The sequence below is a fragment of the Candidatus Thiodictyon syntrophicum genome, from assembly GCF_002813775.1.
Classification (GTDB): domain Bacteria; phylum Pseudomonadota; class Gammaproteobacteria; order Chromatiales; family Chromatiaceae; genus Thiodictyon; species Thiodictyon syntrophicum.
Genome location: NZ_CP020370.1, coordinates 5,348,792 through 5,366,837, shown reverse-complemented (window position 1 = coordinate 5,366,837; position 18,046 = coordinate 5,348,792). Strand labels below are relative to the sequence as shown.

Genomic DNA, 18,046 nt, shown 5'->3' with positions numbered 1-18,046 from the left:
CCGCACACGAGGTTGAACCATGGCTAAGGCCACCTTTGAAGTTCCCGTGCTGAGCCAGTATCCGGACGTCCCCGCCGTCACGCCGGGCACTATGGCCGGCAGCGCCCCCTTCCTGTCCAAGCCCGAGTTCCAGGCCCCGCTGGGATTTCCCGGGGAACTGGTAGAGAACTGGCAGGAGCGGGCGATCGAGAAGATGGGGGAACTCCTCACCCGGTATCGGTCGCTGCGGGTCTATATGGATGCGTGCGTCAAGTGCGGCGCCTGCACCGACAAGTGCCACTATTTCCTGGGCACCAAGGACCCGAAGAACATGCCGGTCGGGCGCCAGGACTTGATGCGTAAGGTCTATCGGCGGTATTTCACCCTTGCCGGCCGCCTGTTTCCCAACCTGGTGGGGGCGCAGGACCTGACCCGCGAGGTCCTCGACGAATGGTACAGCTATTTCCATCAGTGCTCACAGTGTCGCCGCTGCTCGGTCTTCTGCCCCTATGGTATCGATACCGCCGAGATCTCCATGGCGGCGCGGGAGATCATGGACTGCATCGGTGTCGGCCAGAAATACTGCAATGAGATCATCGCCAAGGTTTATCGGGTCGGTAATAATCTCGGGTTGCCTGGTCCGGCCCTGGTCGATACCCTGGAGGGGCTCGAGGAGGACGTCTTCGATGAGACCGGGGTGCGGGTGCGCTATCCCATCGACGAGGTCGGCGCGGAGATCCTGATGGTGACGCCCTCGGCGGACTTTTTCGCCGAGCCGCATGTCGATGGGCTCATCGGGTATGGCAAGGTCTTCCATGAGGCGGGGGTGTCCTGGACCTTCAGTTCCTATGCCTCCGAGGCCGCCAACTTCGGGATGTTCATCGGTTCCTACGAGAACATGCACCGGCTTAGTCAGCGGATCCGTGAGGAGGCGATCCGGCTCAAGGTCAAGCGCATCGTGTTCGGTGAGTGCGGACATGCCTGGCGCGTCGGCTACAGCTTCCTGAACACACTCGCCGGTCCCTGGGACTTTCTGGACCCCCGTTATCCGGTGCCCCAGCACATTTGCGAGTTCACCCATGACCTGATCCTGCAGGGGCGATTGAAATTCGATAAGACTCAGAACGACGATAAGGTCCTCACCTTCCACGACTCCTGCAACGTGGCGCGGGCCTCACGCATGGGTGATACCCCCGGCGGTCAGTTCGAGATCCCGCGCGCCATCATCCGCGCCACCTGCAATCACTTCTACGACATGGACGAGGAGACGATCCGCGACCGCACCTTCTGCTGCGGCGGCGGCGGCGGGCTGCTCACCGATGACCTGATCGAACTGCGGGTGAAGGGTGCCAAGCCCCGGATGGAGGCCCTGAACAACGTCATGCAGGAGAAGGGCGTCACGCACATGGCCGCCATCTGCGCCATCTGCAAGAGCCAGTTCACCAAGGTGCTGCCCTTCTATGGCATGGAGATGGACCAGATCGTGAGTCTTCACCAACTGGTGTCCAACGCCATCGTGCTGACCCCCGGGGCAGATGATGGAGATGAGGATGACGACGACGACGGCGCGACCGATTCAGCACTGACGCCGGGTGATGAGGATGACGACGCGGCGGACTGAGCCCGGCCCGCAGCTTGACAACCGGGGCGGCCGCGGCGTGCCGACCCGGGCTTCGCAGTGATAAGAACCCTTAGGGTTTAACTGGTTAGGAGAGACATTCGATGGTGACCCCCGGCAACGAGACGAAGACCAAGCCCTCCTGGCGCCGCTACGTGGACGGCCAGCAGGAATGGGAATCCTGGACCGACAAGATCTTTGCCCAGGACACTTCCCATAAATGTCCGACCTATGTCAACAAGACGCCGCCCTGCCAGGGCAGTTGCCCCTCGGGCGAGGACATCCGCGGCTGGCTCGCCATCGTGCGGCAGCAGGAGAAGCCGCCGGCCGGTGTGTCCTGGGAGGAATATGCCTTCCAGCGCGCGAGCGACGCGAATCCCTTCCCCGCCCTGATGGGCCGCGTCTGCCCGGCCCCCTGTCAGGTGGGCTGTAATCGTAACGAGTTGGAGGACTTCGTCGGGATCAACGCGGTGGAGCAGTTCTTGGGCGATACCGCCATCGCCAACGGCTACGCCTTTGCCCCGGCCCCGGCCTTGAGCGGCAAGCGCGTCGCCATCATCGGCGGCGGACCGGCGGGCCTGGCGGGGGCCTACCAGCTCCGACGCCTGGGTCACGCCTGCACGATTTTCGAGGCGAACGAGGGCCTGGGCGGGATGTTCCGCTACGGTATCCCCGGCTACCGCGTGCCGCGCGATACGCTCGACGCCGAGATCCAGCGGATTCTCGACCTGGGCGAGATCGAGGTCCGCTTCAAGACCAAGGTGGGCCTGGACGTTGCGGTGTCTGATCTGGATCAGGAATTCGATGCCGTCCTCTGGACGATCGGCTGCCAGAGCGGACGCGGGCTGCCGGTGCCCGGTTGGGCCGGCACCCCCAACTGTGTCTCCGGCGTGGCCTTCCTCAAAGCCTTCAACGAGGGCCGGATGAAGGTGACCGCCGAGCGGGTGGTCTGCGTCGGCGGTGGCGACACGTCCATCGATGTGGTCTCGGTGGCGCGCCGCCTGGGCCATAGCACCAAGACCGGGCCGGGTGCCCTGCCGGAGGCGGTGGTGCGCGACGGCTACGTGGCCCACGATTCGGCCCTGGCCGCGGCGGCCGAGGGCGCCCACGTCACCCTGACCTCGCTGTTCACGCGTGAGGCGATGACGGCCTCCGAGCACGAGGTGCACGACGCCACCTATGAGGGCGTCACCATCCTCGATGGCGTCATGCCCTTGGAGGTGCTGCTGGGGGCCGACGGCCGGGCCACCGGGCTCAAGGTTGCCGACTGCCGGATGACCGACGGGCGTCCGGTCCAGGTGGAGGGGACCGAGCGGGTCCTCCCGGCGGACCTGATCGTGTCCGCCATCGGCCAGGGCGGGGACCTGACCGGGCTCGAGGCGCTGGACAACGGCCGCGGGTTCATCAACGCCGACAAGCTCTACCAGGTGCCGAACCGGCCCGGTCACTTCGTCGCCGGCGATATCGTCCGCCCGCACCTGCTGACCACCGCCATCGGTGCGGCCTGGGTCGCGGCCGACTCCATCGATGCCTATCTGCGCCACGCCGAGCAGCGTCGCCGGCCCAAGGTCGATGTCCATCACTTCAATCTGCTGGAAAAACTCATCGAGGCCGACTTGGCCCCGACGCCGTTCAAGGTGCAGGACCAGGGCGATCTGCGCGGTACTTCCGACGGCAGCTATGCGATCCACAACTATGAGGACCGCTCCGGCGCCGAGGTGATTGGGCAAGACGAGTTGTTCCTTGCCCACTTCAACTATCACCCGCGCCACCTGCGCCAGGAGGAGGTGCCGAGCGCCGAGGCGGTACTGGGTCACTTCAAGGAGCGGGTGATCGGGCTCACGGCGACGGAGGCGATCGACGAGGCCAAGCGCTGCATGTCCTGCGGCATGTGCTTCGAGTGCGACAACTGCGTGATCTTCTGCCCGCAGGGTGCCGTCTACCGGGTGGACAAGGGCAGCCGTACCACCGGCCGCTATGTGGCGACCGACTATGCCAAGTGTATCGGCTGCCACATCTGCGCGGATGTCTGCCCTACCGGCTATATCAAGATGGGCCTGGGTGAGTGAATGTCCGTCGCACTGCGTCCGGGAGGCGTCGATGGCTAGAACCTTGATCAGCGCGGTTCTCTCGGCCCTGGCCCTGGTCGGCGCCCTGGCCGCCCAGGTGGTCCTGGCCGGCGATGCGCAGGGTTATGTGAAGGCCGGCTCACGGGCCGCCACGCATGGCGCCTGCGTGGAGCCCACGCAATACATGCGTCGCCACCATATGGATCTCATCCAGCACCAGCGTGACGCCACGGTCCATCAGGGTATCCGCGGGACCCGGCACAGCCTCGCCGGTTGTATCGAGTGCCATGTGGGCCCCGGGTCCGACGGTCATCCGGTGGCGGTGAACGCGGAACATCAGTTCTGTCGTTCCTGCCACGAGTTTGCCGCCGTGAAGGTCAACTGTTTCGATTGCCATGACGGGGTGCCCAGGGGTGGCCCGCTGAGCGAATCGGCCCAGTCGGCCATGGATGCGGCGACGCAACAAGGGCTCGGGCGGGGTGCCGCCGACGGGTCGGTTCGTAGCGCCCGCGAAGGGCAGGGTCAGTGATGATGAAACACCCACCAGAGGGGATCGATCAGGGGCGTCGCGCCCTGCTTGGCGTCGCCGTCGGGGTGACGACCGCGGTGGTGGCACCCGGGCTCGTCCTGCACGCCGCCGCGCTCCCCAGTGGCGCGTCGGCCGGCGCGCAGGGCACCGGGCCGGTCACCGACAGCGTGCGGTGGGGCTTGCTGATCGACACCAGCAAGTGCGTCGAGGGTTGTCGCGCCTGCGTGGATGCCTGCGACCGGGAGAACGGGCTCGATCTCCAGACCCGGCCCGCGGGCCAATCGGCGCGCGCCTGGGCCGACCAGAAGGCGGTGTGGGTCCGCAAGGTCAAGCTGGCGGACGACCTGACCGGGCGGGTGACCAACCTGCCGCTGATGTGCCAGCATTGCGAGCACCCGCCCTGCGTGGACGTCTGCCCGACCGGGGCCTCCTTCAAGCGTGCGGACGGGATCGTGCTGGTGGATCGGCATACCTGCATCGGCTGCCGCTACTGCATGATGGCCTGCCCCTACCAGGCGCGCAGCTTCATCCATGAGGTGATGCACGACCAACTGAGCCGGGTCCCGCGCGGCAAGGGGTGTGTGGAGAGTTGCAACCTCTGTGTCAGCCGCCGCGACCACGGGGCGCCATCCACCGCCTGTGCCGATGCCTGCGCCGAGGCCGGTCACCACGCCATCGTCTTCGGCGATCTGAAGGACCCGCAGAGCGCCATCAGCCAGGCGCTCAAAGGGCTGCCGAATCGCCAACTGCGCGAGGACCTGGCGCTCAATACCGGTGTGCGTTATGCGGGCGTTTAGCCCACGGGGGATTGAAGGCATGAAGCGAATCGTCTATCGCGAGTGGCGTATCCCGGCGGCCCGCTACTGGGGCATCCTGGGCATCCTGGCGGCGGTCGTCGGGCTCGGTGGTCTGGCCGCGCTCTACCTGGAGCATGGGGGGCACTGGGTCACGGGGATGAGCAACAGCGTGGTGTGGGGTGTCCCCCATGTCTTTGCCGTGTTTCTGATCCTCGCCGCCTCCGGGGCCATCAACGTCGCCTCGATCGGGACCGTCTTCAACAAGGATGCCTATCTGCCCATGGGGCGCCTGTCCGGACTGCTGGCGGTCGCGCTCCTGATCGGTGGGCTCCTGATCCTGGTGCTCGACCTGGGACGCCCGGACCGACTCCTGGTGGCCATGACCCACTACAACTTCCGCTCGATCTTTGCGTGGAATATCTATCTCTATACGGGCTTCATCGTGCTGGTCATCGCCTATCTGTGGAGTATGGCCGATCGGATGGGCGCGCCCTTCAAACACCCGGTCGGTGTGCTCGCCTTCGTCTGGCGGCTGCTGCTCACCACCGCGACCGGCTCCATCTTCGGTTTCCTGGTGGCCCGGCAGGCCTTCGATACCGCCTTCCTGGCGCCGATGTTCGTCATCATGTCGTTCGCCTACGGGCTCGCCATCTTCCTGCTGGTGCTGATGTTCAGCTGCGCGCAGGACGCGCGGCCGATCGGTGACCTGCTGCTGCAGCGACTGAAGAACCTGCTCGGGGTCTTCGTCGCGGCGGTGTTGTATTTCACCCTGGTCTATTACCTGACCAAGCTCTATGGCGCCAAGAACTATGACCTGGTCGGCTGGGTGCTCTTGCGCGGTGGGATCTACTCCTTTACGGCCTGGGTCGGCTGGGTCCTGCTCGGTACCCTGGTGCCGCTGGGGATCATCTGGCACCCGGTGCTGGGTCGGGATCGCCGCTGGATCGTCGCGGCCTGCGCGCTGGTGATCCTGGGCGGATTCGCAGCGCTGTATGTGATCCTCATCGGCAGCCAGGTCTACCCGCTGCAGATATTCCCGGGTCATACCGTCGTCGCGTCCGGGGTCGTCGATGGTCTCAGGGCCGGGGTCGCGCGGTATCACCCGAGTTTCCCGGAGGTCCTGCTCGGCCTGGGCGGGGTGGCGGTGGCCCTGGTGATCACGGCCGTGGGCGTGCGGGTGCTCCAATTCCTGCCCGAATCGCTGGCGGACCCCGAGGAGTCAGCGCCCGTCGGGCCCGGCGCATTGAAGCGATTCTCAATCGATGAAGCAGCGGCCGGCTAGCCCCGGCCGATGGCCCATCTCTACATCTCCGCCGCGCACCGGTCCTCGGGCAAGACCACCGTCTCCATCGGACTCTGCCGCGCCTTTCGCGAGCGTGGGCTGCGCGTGCAGCCGTTCAAGAAGGGGCCGGACTTCATCGACCCCCTGTGGTTGGGTCTGGCGGCCGGGCGGCCCTGCTGCAATCTCGACTTCCATACCATGGGGCGGGATGAGATCAGCGCCGCCTTTGCCGGGGAACTCGCGGGCTGCGACCTGGGGTTGATCGAGGGCAACGTCGGGCTCTACGACAGCACCGATTTGCTCGGTGCCAACAGCAATGCTGCGCTGGCCAAGCAGTTGGGTGCCCCAGTCGTGCTGGTCATCGACTGCCATGGCATGGCCCGCGGGATCGCGCCCCTGCTGCTCGGCTATCGCGCCTTCGATCCGGACCTGCACCTGGGCGGGGTGGTACTGAACAAGGTGGCGAGCAGCCGTCACGCCGGTAACCTGATCCGGGCCCTGGAGCATTACACGGACCTGCCGGTGCTGGGCGTCCTGCCGCGCGACGAGTCCCTGACCATCGCCGAGCGCCACCTGGGCCTGATGCCGAGCAACGAGTCCGCGCAGGCGCAAGCCTGGATCGAGCGGATCCACCGCCGGGTGGCGGACGCACTGGATCTGGACCGCCTCCTCGCGCTGGCCGAGGGGGCGCCGCCGCCGCAGGCATCAGCCGCATCGCTCTACCCGGCGGCGCCTCCTCCAAGCGGGGCGCCGGTGCGCATCGGCATCGCCCGGGACGCGGCCTTCGGCTTCTATTACCCGGACGACCTGCGCGCCTTGGCCGCGGGCGGGGCGGAACTGGTGTCCTTCAGCCCGGTGGACGACCCCGAACCGCCCGCGGTCGATGCACTCTTCCTGGGCGGCGGCTTTCCGGAGTATCGGATGGCGGAACTGGAGGCCAACCGCACTATGCGCGAGGGGATCGCTGACCTCATCGCGCGGGGCGCCCCGGTCTACGCCGAGTGCGGGGGCCTCATGTATCTGTGCCGGGGCCTGTGGTGGGGCGAGGAGCGTCGTGCCATGGTCGGTGCATTGGCGGCCGAGGTGCAGATGCAGGTGCGGCCCCAGGGCCGGGGCTATGTGAGTCTGCGCGAGACGGCCGCCTTTCCGTGGCCTGCGTCGGCGCCGGGTGCCGTACCCCGCGAGGTCCAGGCGCACGAGTTTCACCACTCCGCCGTGGTTGCGCCCGATCCGGACTGGACCTACGCTTACGAGGTCCTGCGTGGTGTGGGCATCGACGGGCGCTGCGATGGGGTCGTGCAGGGCAATCTGCTCGCAAGCTATGCCCACCTGCGCGATGTGGGTGGACTGAACTGGACGGGGCGCTTTCTTGCCCATGTGCGCCGCTGCCTGGGCGCTTGATCCCGGAACAAGTAGTTTTTGCCGCAAATGAACGCAAATAGACGCAAATAATCAAAGGCGTGGCCTGTTATGCCCGTTCACCGTCCGGGTGACACCCGTGACGATGCTCACCAACAGTTCTATTTGCGCTTATTTGCGTTCATTTGCGGCCAAATCCTCTTTTTGGGTTGATCCTCATAAGACATCATTTTTAATGGGTGCGAAATGTTCACACTAACCAAGGCCGCGGCGGCGCAGGTCCAGGCGGCCGCGCAGCAGGGCGAGGCCGAGGGCTTGGCGTTGCGCCTGGCGGCCCAGCGGCAGCCCGACGGGGCCTTCGATTACCGGATCGGGTTCGATGAGGCGACCGAGGACGACATCCGCATCAAGTGTGGCGCAATCGAGGTCGTGATGACCCCGGAGCAGGTGCCGCTGCTCAATCAGGCGACCATGGACTATGTCGAACTCGCGCCGGGGCAGTTCCACTTCATCTTCCTTAACCCCCAAGATCCCAGCTACCAGCCGCCGACCGAGGACTGAGGCGAGCGCTCGCCGGTACCGCTCTCGCGACATTGCTCCAGTCCCGTAGGATGGGTAGAGCGCAGCGAAACCCATCGTTTGCGTTTGCCCAATCTCGCCAGCGGTGTCACGCGCTCTGCGCCGTTCGGGCCAGCGGCCGGTATTATGACCAAGACCCCCTTGACGGCCCCGCGTCGCAAGGTATCCTGATCCTCAGGACGGTCGTCCGTAGCGCGCTTCTGATGGCGGGCGCGGGTGCTCTCCGAAAAAATAACTACTTGGAGAATAGCCCCTTGCTGTCGACAGGGCACGGCGTCACCCCGTTCGGGGCCTCACGCGCCGCGACCGTGCGGACACTCGCCCGGGACGGGAGCTGCGCAGATGGTTTACGACTTCCTGCAGGGTCAATGGCGCGACTACAAGCGCCGGCTGCACCGCGTCTGTGTCGTCACCCACGCCCAGGTCTTGCTGGATGCGATCTGCGATGGGTGCGCCGGCTGCGATCCGGCGCACCTGGCGGCCTCAGTCGAGACCTGGATCACCCGTCATGTGGGCCTGGACCTGGAGGGGCGCATCCGCGCCGCGCGGCTCGGTGAGGATGGCCCCGGGGCGGATTCGTGCTGGGCGCAGTGCCTGCGCCTCTTCCACAGCCCGCCGCGGCTGGCCGGGCAGCTCGCGCGCAGCCTCGCTGCGCTCTGTGCCGCCTGGGGCCAGGGCGAGGATGCGCGGGCCCGGGCGATCCTCTGGCAGACCCTGTCGCACTATTTCTACGAGGCGCGATTCGAGATCGACGGTCCCACCGGGCAGCACCGGTTGCGCAACTGGGTGCGCATCCAGCGCCTGCTCGCCCGGGTGCGCCGCGACCTGGAGCGGGCGGCGGTCGACCTGACGGGTCCCGAGCGCGTCTGGACCTTGCGGCGGCTGGAGGACCCCGCCTGGCTCGCGGCTGCCGTCCTCGCGCAATCGCAGCGCCCCGGGGCTGGCCCCGCGCTCGACGACATCGCCACTGTCGATGGCGTACTCGCTTATCTCTATGCCTTCCTGCCCCACCTGGATATAGGAGAGATGCAGGATGATCCGGCCTTGGCCGCGCAACTGCCGGACGATCTCGGTGAGACCATCGACTATTACATCGATCATCCGGATAGCCCCGCGGGACTGACGCCACCCGAGCGGGCCGCCCTGATCCTGGAGTACCGGGTTCTGGTGCCGCCCATGTCCGACCGTGCCTTTCAAGAGCGCTACGGCCATACCCGCCAGACCCATCGCAACCGCGTCGCCGCCGGGGTCCGCAAGATTGCCCCCTGGGTGCGCCGCGATCTGGAGTCCTGAGGTAGTAGAGCATGAACAAGGGCCGACTGATCCAAGACGTCCTCGATGCCATTGCGGCGGCGGACCCCGACGACACCCAGCGGCTTGACGACGAGCGCCTGGGGGCGGTGCTGCACGCTCGAGCGCCCTTGACGCCGCCGCAGCGCCGCCTGTTGGCCCGCTCGTCCGTCACGCGTGACCGCCTGGCGTGGCTGCGCCACCGCGAGCGGGCGCGCTCACTGGCCGCCTGGCAGGTGCAGGGGTTGGGCCCTCAGCCGCTCCAGTTGCTGGCGGCGGCGGACGAGACCCCCGCGGTCGGCCCCCTGCACCTGGTGGGGGAGCACTACAGCGTCGCCTTGATCCCGGCCGACCTGGATGGCCAGGCCTGGCGCATTACCGTGGCGGTCGCGCCGGCGCTCATCGTCACGACCCCCGGAGGCTTCCAACTCGTCGATAGCGAGGGCCTGGTCTGGCTGGCCGGACACCCGGATGCCTACGGTGAGCTGGTGGGCTTTTGGCAACGCGACGAACCCCTGTGGCAACGGGTCCATCGCGTCCGTCTGGAATTGGTCCCGCAGTGACCAGGGAGCCGGGGCCGCGCCACGCCTTGGTCCATTTCCCGCTGGCCGGCAACCGCGAGCACGGCCTGGCGGCGGTGCGCGTCATCGATTGGGGTCAGCCGGGGTACTACACGCGGATGACCCTGGCTGGCCCCACGGCCCATGAACTGCGCAAGGACGAGGAGATCGAGGCCGCCATCCGGACCGAACGCCTGTGCGGCGGCTGTCGGTCGGCGGTCCCCGACGGCCAGCTCATGGTGGAACTGGTGGTGGCCGACGGGTCCCAGGTCTGCGGCGCGAGCTACACCCTGGCGCTCGTGCTCGCGGACAAGCTGGCCCGCGGCTGCCTCCCGCGGCTCGCGGGCCGGACTTTGATCGCCAGTGGCCAGGTCAAGCGCGACGGCGCGGTCGTCCCGGTCGGGCGAATGGCCGAGAAGCTCGCGGCGCTGGCGCACGCGCTGGCACAGCGACCCCACGCGGCCCCGCTGCTGGTCCTGGCGCGGGAGAATCTGGCGGCCCTGACCAGTGAGGAGCAGCGCCTGCTGCACGGCTTGATCGCGTCAGGTCTCCAGTGCGTGGGGGTGGCGGCCCTGGCGGAGATGGGGTCGGACTGGCCCCCGGAGGCGCGTTGCGAGCCGGGTCCAGTCCCGTTTGGATCGCCTTGGCGCGGCTGGTTGGGCAGTCGCCGTCGAGCGATCGTCGGTGCCCTCAACTGGCGCAAACCCGTCCTGCGCCCCGGTTGGCGCAAGCCCCGGTTGGCGGCAGCCCTGGTGACGCTCCTGATCGGCGGCCTGCTGATCCTCTATGCCATGCTGTCCGGACCTTGCTCGCGCCTGTCCTCGGACCCCGCCGTCATCGAGCGCTGCTGGGGGTCGCTGCCGGTGACCTTCAGGGCCGACTGCAGCGTGGCACACCGCAACGGTGATCGCTCCCCGCGCCACTGTCCGAGCGGCACCTGTCTCGCCGCAGCCGATGCGATTTCGCTGGAGGTCAGGCCCGGCGCGGCCGGTTGGCTCTATGTCTATTATTTCGATGCACCGGGCCAGGTGTTCGAGGATCTGCGGTCGGACCCCAGGCCCTGGCTGGTGCAGAAGGACCAGCGGCTGCCGCTGACGCTCCCCGCGCGGATCAACCCCCCCTTCGGCCGCCCGGCGCAGGGGCGCTTTTTTGCCGTGCTCACGCGCGCGCCGCTGCCGGCTCCGGACGGCGCGACCCAGCCTGTTCTCAGAGAGTTTCTGGACGTCGCGGCCGAGGAGTTCGCGGTGTGCGGCGATCACCAGTGAAGCATCCGGGTATCAGGAACAGCACCATGAAGATCCGCCCCGCGCGCCATCATTGCCGACCGAGGAACCCCAGGATCGCGCGACTGGCCTACGCTCTCGTGCTGCTTCTGAACCTCTCGCCCGGTCACACCCAGGCGCCGGAGTCACCGGTGCCGCCCGGGACCACCCCGGTTGCCGGGGTCGAACCCGAGCCGGTGCCGTCCGCGCCGCCCGCAGTCGCGGCGGTCGGCGACCTGCGTATGCAGCGGGTTGCCGGCGGGTACGGACACGGCTTCACCATTGCGTCCGACGGGGGTCTGTGGGCCTGGGGGGCCAACGAGCGGGGCCAACTCGGCGACGGCACCCACACCGACCGCCTGACGCCGGTCCAGGTCCTGACCGGGGGCACGGCCGTGGCCGCCGGTGCGCTGCATACCCTGGCGCTGAAGACCGACGGCAGTCTATGGGCCTGGGGGGTGAACCGCAGTGGCGAACTCGGTGACGGGACCGGGGTCGACCGCCTGACACCGGTCCAGGTCCTGACCGGGGTCACGGCCGTGGCGGTGGGCGCCCATCATACCCTGGCCCTGAAGGCCGACGGCCGCCTCTGGGCCTGGGGGGCCAATGAGAAGGGCCAGCTCGGGGACGGCACGACCACGGATCGACTGGCACCGGTCCAGGTGCTGACCGGGGTGGCGGCCGTGGCCGCCAGCGGTTGGCACAGCCTGGCGCGCAAGACCGACGGCAGCCTGTGGGCCTGGGGGATCAACGAATCCGGCCAACTCGGTGACGGTACGACCACGGATCGGCATGCTCCGGTGCAGGTCTTGGCCGCGGGGGTGGCGGGCGTTGCCGCCGGCGCCTGGCACACCCTGGCGCTCAAGACCGACGGCAGTCTCTGGGCCTGGGGGGTGAATGGCTTTGGTCAGCTCGGCGATGGCACCACCACGGATCGCCTCGGTCCGGTCCAGGTTACGACCGAGGTCGCGGCGCTGGCGGCCGGTCTGAACCACAGCCTGGCCATCAAGACCGATGGCAGCCTGTGGGCCTGGGGGTGGAACCAGCATGGCGAGCTCGGCGACGGGACCACGACGGATCGCGCCAGTCCGATCCTGGTCCGCACCGGGGTGGCGGCCGTGGCCGCCGGGGCCCATCACACCCTGACCATCGACACCCAGGGCGACCTCTGGGCCTGGGGGGCCAACGAGAAGGGCCAACTTGGTAATGGGCGAACCACCGCCTGCCTGAGTCCCGTCCGGATCCTGCTCCCGCCCGACAATCCCCACGACCTGCAGCGGATTGCCGCGGGCGAGTACCGCAGTCTGGCCATCGGCACCGACGGCGTACTCTGGGTCTGGGGGCAGAACGCCGATGATCCACCCGAGGCCGGCGTGCGGCGCGTCCAGATCCGCGGCCGGGCCCTGGCCGTGGCGGCCGGCTGGCGGCATGGTCTCGCCATCCAGACCGACGACAGCCTCTGGGCCTGGGGCTGGAACCGCTACGGCCAACTCGGCGACGGCACCACCACCAAACGTCCGAGTCCGGTGCAAGTCCTGGACGGCGTGGCGGTCGTGGCGGCCGGGACCTACCACACCCTGGCCGTCACCACCGACGGTCGCCTGCTGGCCTGGGGGAATAACTGGGATGGCCAGCTCGGCGACGGCACGACCACGGATCGCTCAAGCCCCGTCGAGGTTCTGAGCGGTGTCGCGGCCGTAGCGGCGGGTTCCGGCCATAGCCTGGCGCTCAAGACCGACGGCAGCCTCTGGACCTGGGGCTGGAACAAATATGGCCAGCTCGGCGACGGCTCGACCACGGATCAGCCGACCCCGGGCCTGATCCTCACCGAGGTCGCGGCCGTCGCGGTCGGCTGGGGGCACAGCCTGGCGCTGAAGACCGACGGCAGCCTCTGGGCCTGGGGGCACAACGCCTATGGCCAGCTCGGCGACGGCACCACCACGGATCGCGCGAGTCCGGTCCAGGTCCTGACCGGGGTCAAGGCCGTGACCAGCGCCTGGTACCACACCCTGGCCCTGAAGACCGACGCTACCCTCTGGGCCTGGGGGGACAATGAGCACGGCCAGCTCGGCGACGGCACCAACACCGATCGGTCGATTCCGACCCGGGTCCTGAGCGCCGTCGCGGCGGCGGCGGTCGGCATGAACCACAGCCTGGCCCGCAAGACCGACGGCAGCCTCTGGACCTGGGGGCGCAACCTGCGCCGCCAGCTCGGCGACGGCACCAGCAGCGAGCGCCGCAGCCCGGTACGGGTGGTCGTGGTGGCCCCCTAAACAATCCAATCGTTGGACGATGAATAAGGCAATGAAGATGCACGCAAGCCTGAGGTTGACGGCGTTTACCCTCGCCCTGCTGTCCGGCTGCACCGGGGTATCCCCGGTGAAGCCGGACGGGAGTGGGTTGCCGGTGAATCTTAAAGCCGAGAAAATTGCCGTCATCGCAATGACGGGGCCACCGCTGAACGTGATGACTGCGGGTGGCGTGGGAAGGTCATCGATCGCCACTGCAACGAGCCCGGCCGAAGCGATCATTGCAGTTGGTTTAACCGCTGCAACGGATGCCCTGACGCGCCCTGAAGGGCGGCCGTCGACGCCGCCGAGTCCGAGCGAACTGATCGCTTCATCGTTGCGGGATATTCTTGGCAAAGAGCTGTCATTGAACCTGGATTTGGTTACGCAGTTGCGTTCCGGAACGGCCGCGGCAGGAAAGGTCCAGGCCCCGGGCCGTTATACCTTGGAAGTCGCAACCGATATCAACCTGCTGGCCTATCGGCCACTGGCGTGGGCGACCTACCAGTACATACTCCAGGCCCATGCGCGCATCCTTAGCCCCACGGGGGTGATTCTGTGGCAGAACGCCTGCGCAGTTTCTTCCCTCACGCCTGATCCGGCACTCCAGATCGATCGCCACGATTTTCAGGTCAACGGGGGGCAGCGGCTCAAGGAGGTGATGCAGACTGCCGCCGACCGCTGCGCGCGGAGTTTGGCCCCGACGCAGGGCCGCACAGGCGTTTAGGATACCGCCAAGGCTCAACCATCGGCCCCCAGCGCCTGGGGATTGAGTATATCCATGGTCTCGTCGCCCATGCCCATCACCAGCACGCCGCGGCGGGTCGCCAGGCGGACGAGCGAGTCATCCGGGTAGAGGGTCGCCAGGGTCCCGACCGGGCGCCGGTCAGCGTATTCGGGTCAGCATAGCGCATCCGCGCCGGGCCTCAAGTCCCGCGGCGGCGGATCAGCGCCCGCCCGTCAACGGCGAACACCAGCGCGAAGAACAGGACCATCAGTGCGAGCCCCACGAGCGCCGGCGGGAAGCCCAGAGCGTCCACCAGGACCCGGCTCGCCCCGTAGAGCCCGAGCCCCAGGGCCAGATACCCGAAGACTCGCTTGAGGTCGTAGGGGACCGGATAGTAACGCCGCCCCAGCAGGTATGAGATCACGACCATGGCGCTGTAGCAGGCGAGGTGCGCCCAGGCCGCTCCGGCATAGCCGTAGCGCGGGATCAGGGTGAGCAGCACGCCGACGGTGATGGCCGCGCCGATGAGTGAGACCGCGGCCCCCAGCAGGGTCCGATCGGTGAGCTTGTACCAGATGGAGAGGTTCACATAGATGCCGAGCAGCAGGTTGGCGAACAGCAGCACCGGGACCACGGTGAGCCCCTCCCGATAGGCCGCGCCGACGAAATACTGGAAGACGTCCAGGAACAGGGTGACCAGGAGAAAGAGGAAGACGCAGCAGATGACGAACCAGTTGAGCACGATGGCATAGACGCGGCGGGCGTCCTCGTGCCTGGCATAGGCGAAGAAGAAGGGCTCGCCGGCATAGCGGAAGGCCTGGATGAAGAGCGTCATCAGGATCGAGAGTTTGTAGCAGGCGCTGTAGATGCCGAGTTGCGCCATGTTGGTGGTGTCGTCATAGGGCAGCAGGTACTTGAGCGCCGCCCGGTCCAGCATCTCATTGACGATGCCCGCCAGGCCGATGATCACCATCGGCAGGGAATAGCGGATCAGGCGGCGCAAGAGGGCGGAATCGAACCCGGCCAGCCCACCCCGGAACTGGGGTGCCAGCATGAGGAGCTTGAGCAGGCTCGCCGCTAGGTTGGCGATGAACACATAGCCGATCCCGATGGCGGGGTCCCACAGGCGGCCGGGCACGGAGCCGGGGTCGGTCTCGAAGGCCGCCTTGAGCCCCAGGATGAAGAAGAGGTTGAGCCCCACGTTCAGCGCGATCTCGAGCACCTTGATCAGGGCAAAGCGGACCGCCCGGTTCTCCGCCCGCAGGCGTGCGAAGGCGATGGCACCGATGGAGTCGAAGGCCAGGATGGCGGCGCACCACCAGATGTACTCGGGGTGCAGCGGGTGGCGCAGCAGATCCGCGGCCGGCTGGCGCAGCAGCCAGGCGCCGAGCAGAAAGGCGAGGTTCGCGACCAGCATGACCCGCAGGGCGGTGGCGTAGACCACGGCCGGCGCCTGCTCGCCGCCGGCGCGGAAGCGAAAATACCCGGTCTCCAGCCCGAAGGTGAGAAGCACCGCCAGAAAGCCCATGTAGGCATAGAACTCCGCTACCACACCATACTGCGCCGGGGCGAAGGTGTAGGTCAGCAGCGGTACCAGCAGGTAGTTGAGGAAGCGTCCCAGGACACTGCTGACCCCGTAGATGGCGGTCTGGGAGGCGAGGCGCTTGAGCGGGTTCAAATGGGCGGATTCCGGGACTGGGGGCGGGTGGGCATTCTAGCGCGGCAGCGGCGCGCGGTGCCGGTCGGGTGCGACCCCGACGCCCCCTGGGTCGACAACCTCCCGGGCGATCCCCCGAACTGGAGGCCGAGGCTTTAGCCGGTCGGCGGTGCCGACGCCGACGCAGTTCCACGAGGATGCGTCAGAGGCCGCCACCGGCTGAAGCCTCGACCTCCGGTTCACCATAGGCCACGGCTGACCGGAACGACGATTAAGGCGGCATCCGCCGTGCTGTACCGGCAGATCGGCGCGCTGCGCGAGTCTCAGCCCGGGCGGGTGGCGGTCCTGGATCGCTTCGTCGAGCGGTAACCGAGGTCCCCACCGGGTGCTGCCGCTGTCGGCGGCACGACGCCGCTCAGGCGCGGATGAAGGACATGAACTCGGCGCGGGTGAGTTGGTTGGTCTCGAAGGACCCGCGCATGGCGCTGGAGACGGTGGTGCTGCGCTGCTTCTGGACCCCGCGCATCATCATGCAGGTGTGACTTGCCTCCATGACCACGGCCACACCATGGGCGCCCAGGTGCTCGATCAGGGCGTCGGCTACCTGGTTGGTGAGGCGCTCCTGGACCTGGAGGCGGCGGGCGAAGCAGTCGACCACCCGGGCGACCTTGGACAGGCCGACCACCTTGCCGTTGGGCAGATAGCCGACGTGGGCATGACCAAAGAAGGGCAGCATGTGGTGCTCGCACATGGAGTAGAACTCGATGTCGCGGATCACCACCATCTCTTTCACGTCCTCAACGAACAGTGCCTTCTTGATGATCTCTGCGGCCGAGAGCTGATAGCCGCTGGTCAGGAAGTCCATCGCCTTGGCCACGCGCAACGGGGTGCGGCGCAGACCTTCCCGGTCGGGGTCCTCGCCGATCTCCTGAAGCATGGAGCGTACCAGGGCCTCCTTCTTACGGTCGTAGACCTCTTCTTCGGACTCGGCCTCGAAGGTGGCCGCGTAGCGTGCCTCGGCAAGGACCTTAGACAGCTTAGGTTTTTCGGACATGGATAGGGCCCTGTGGTTACGGTCTTCCGGGTGCTGAACCCGCGGCGGTCGAACATGATCCGTTAGCAAGAATGGGGGTAAGTCCGCAAAATGGAACGACCTGGGACCGAAACTCCCGCGGCCCGGTCGCCGCGACCGACCGCTCCACTTCGTGTTTGGTTCGGGTGCTGCTGAAGCAACCCGTGGCGGGGCGGGCGCGCCGCGCCGCGTGACGTCACCACCGCGGCCCGGTGTGGCGCCATCGGCGGCGCCGGGTTATCTCGGAATGGGATGCAAACCGTGTCAGACCTGGGCTACCCTTACCATCGTGCAGAGCAAACATCCAAGAGGCCCCCATGAGCGACACCGCCGTCACGATCGATCCCATCGCCGACCTGACCCAGCGTATCGGCAACCGCCTGCGTGAGGCCCGTCACGACCAGCAACTGTCGCTGAGCGAACTGGCCGAGCGCACCGGCTGCTACTCCAAGTCCCGCATCAGCAACTATGAGCAGGGCCTGCGGCGGATGGGTCTGGAGGAGTCCATGGTCCTGGCCGCGGCCCTGGGCACCGTCAGCCCCACCTGGCTCCTGTGCCTGGACGACAACCCCGCGCTCGACCAGGACGAGGCCGCACTGATCGCCCGCTATCGCGCCACCGACGACGACAGCCGGGTGCGCCTGCGCGAACTGGCGCAGACGCTGCCCGCGGTCAAGTCCAAGCGCGCCAAGAAGCCGTAGGGCGGTTCGCTGACGGCCCGCGGGCGGCCTTGAGTCGGTGGCGGCAATCCCCCTGTATCCGCGCAAGACGCGCGGACAGTGACGCCGACTTAAGTGATGGCGGCCTAAGGATTGCGGGCAATCTGCGGGCGCAGTGTGGGGACCACATCGGCGAGCGCGATGTCATGGGTTGGGGCCGCGAAGAAGGGGCCGCCGGCCTCCGGGTCGAGCGCGTACCAGGTGGTGGCTAGGAGTGACACGACCAGCCAGAGGATCAGTTTAGGTGACATTTTCTTGC

At 67.4% G+C, this 18,046-nt stretch carries 16 protein-coding genes; 13 read left to right on the top strand and 3 right to left on the bottom strand.

The window, feature by feature from the left end; translation table 11 throughout:
- Positions 1-19 precede the first annotated feature (19 nt).
- From dsrK to THSYN_RS22610, 12 genes are all read left to right on the top strand, one after another.
- The gene (gene dsrK, locus THSYN_RS22665; protein ID WP_100921133.1) at positions 20-1,600 is read left to right on the top strand and encodes a sulfate reduction electron transfer complex DsrMKJOP subunit DsrK; all 1,581 of its coding nucleotides are present in this window, start codon (positions 20-22) and stop codon (positions 1,598-1,600) included.
- A gap of 101 nt (positions 1,601-1,701) precedes the next feature.
- A complete protein-coding gene (locus THSYN_RS22660; RefSeq protein WP_100921132.1) occupies positions 1,702-3,666 on the top strand; it encodes an NAD(P)-binding protein in 1,965 nt (654 codons plus the stop codon).
- A gap of 31 nt (positions 3,667-3,697) precedes the next feature.
- Positions 3,698-4,195 carry a sulfur reduction protein DsrJ gene (locus tag THSYN_RS22655; protein WP_100921131.1) on the top strand — a complete coding sequence of 166 codons (498 nt, stop codon included), beginning with the start codon at positions 3,698-3,700 and terminating at the stop codon, positions 4,193-4,195.
- Between the two features lie 2 nt (positions 4,196-4,197).
- Positions 4,198-4,992 (top strand): sulfate reduction electron transfer complex DsrMKJOP subunit DsrO, encoded by a 795-nt coding sequence (dsrO, locus tag THSYN_RS22650; RefSeq protein ID WP_100921130.1) that lies wholly within the window; start codon positions 4,198-4,200, stop codon positions 4,990-4,992.
- 19 nt (positions 4,993-5,011) lie between these two features.
- Positions 5,012-6,274: an NrfD/PsrC family molybdoenzyme membrane anchor subunit gene (gene nrfD / locus THSYN_RS22645; protein ID WP_100921129.1), complete on the top strand. Its 1,263-nt coding sequence runs from the start codon at positions 5,012-5,014 to the stop codon at positions 6,272-6,274.
- A gap of 9 nt (positions 6,275-6,283) precedes the next feature.
- Positions 6,284-7,675 carry a cobyrinate a,c-diamide synthase gene (locus tag THSYN_RS22640; protein ID WP_100921128.1) on the top strand — a complete coding sequence of 464 codons (1,392 nt, stop codon included), beginning with the start codon at positions 6,284-6,286 and terminating at the stop codon, positions 7,673-7,675.
- Positions 7,676-7,879: 204 nt separating this feature from the next.
- Entirely contained in the window at positions 7,880-8,194 is a 315-nt protein-coding gene (locus THSYN_RS22635; RefSeq protein WP_100921127.1) for an iron-sulfur cluster biosynthesis family protein, read from the top strand.
- Positions 8,195-8,554: 360 nt separating this feature from the next.
- Entirely contained in the window at positions 8,555-9,505 is a 951-nt protein-coding gene (locus tag THSYN_RS22630) for a hypothetical protein (RefSeq protein WP_100921126.1), read from the top strand.
- 11 nt (positions 9,506-9,516) lie between these two features.
- Positions 9,517-10,065: a hypothetical protein gene (locus THSYN_RS22625; RefSeq protein WP_100921125.1), complete on the top strand. Its 549-nt coding sequence runs from the start codon at positions 9,517-9,519 to the stop codon at positions 10,063-10,065.
- Complete coding sequence (locus THSYN_RS22620) at positions 10,062-11,327, top strand: hypothetical protein (RefSeq protein ID WP_100921124.1); 1,266 nt, start codon at positions 10,062-10,064, stop codon at positions 11,325-11,327. Before THSYN_RS22625 ends, THSYN_RS22620 begins: the two co-directional genes overlap by 4 nt.
- Before the next feature lie 26 nt (positions 11,328-11,353).
- Positions 11,354-13,597, top strand: a complete 2,244-nt coding sequence (locus THSYN_RS22615) for an RCC1 domain-containing protein (protein ID WP_216644613.1) — start codon at positions 11,354-11,356, stop codon at positions 13,595-13,597.
- Positions 13,598-13,628: 31 nt separating this feature from the next.
- A complete protein-coding gene (locus THSYN_RS22610; RefSeq protein WP_100921123.1) occupies positions 13,629-14,339 on the top strand; it encodes a hypothetical protein in 711 nt (236 codons plus the stop codon).
- A gap of 199 nt (positions 14,340-14,538) precedes the next feature.
- Here THSYN_RS22610 and THSYN_RS22605 read toward each other — a convergent pair whose 3' ends face one another.
- Together THSYN_RS22605 and folE are read right to left on the bottom strand one after the other, a co-directional pair.
- Positions 14,539-16,017 carry an oligosaccharide flippase family protein gene (locus THSYN_RS22605; RefSeq protein WP_100921122.1) on the bottom strand — a complete coding sequence of 493 codons (1,479 nt, stop codon included), beginning with the start codon at positions 16,015-16,017 and terminating at the stop codon, positions 14,539-14,541.
- 394 nt (positions 16,018-16,411) lie between these two features.
- On the bottom strand, positions 16,412-17,050 hold the full coding sequence (gene folE, locus THSYN_RS22600) for a GTP cyclohydrolase I FolE (RefSeq protein ID WP_100921121.1): 639 nt from the start codon (positions 17,048-17,050) through the stop codon (positions 16,412-16,414).
- Positions 17,051-17,385: 335 nt separating this feature from the next.
- Between folE and THSYN_RS22595 the strand changes: the two genes are divergently transcribed.
- The gene (locus THSYN_RS22595) at positions 17,386-17,769 is read left to right on the top strand and encodes a helix-turn-helix domain-containing protein (RefSeq protein ID WP_100921120.1); all 384 of its coding nucleotides are present in this window, start codon (positions 17,386-17,388) and stop codon (positions 17,767-17,769) included.
- Positions 17,770-17,873: 104 nt separating this feature from the next.
- Here the strand turns inward: THSYN_RS22595 and THSYN_RS34245 are convergent, their stop codons facing one another.
- Complete coding sequence (locus THSYN_RS34245; RefSeq protein ID WP_157817862.1) at positions 17,874-18,038, bottom strand: hypothetical protein; 165 nt, start codon at positions 18,036-18,038, stop codon at positions 17,874-17,876.
- Positions 18,039-18,046 lie beyond the last annotated feature (8 nt).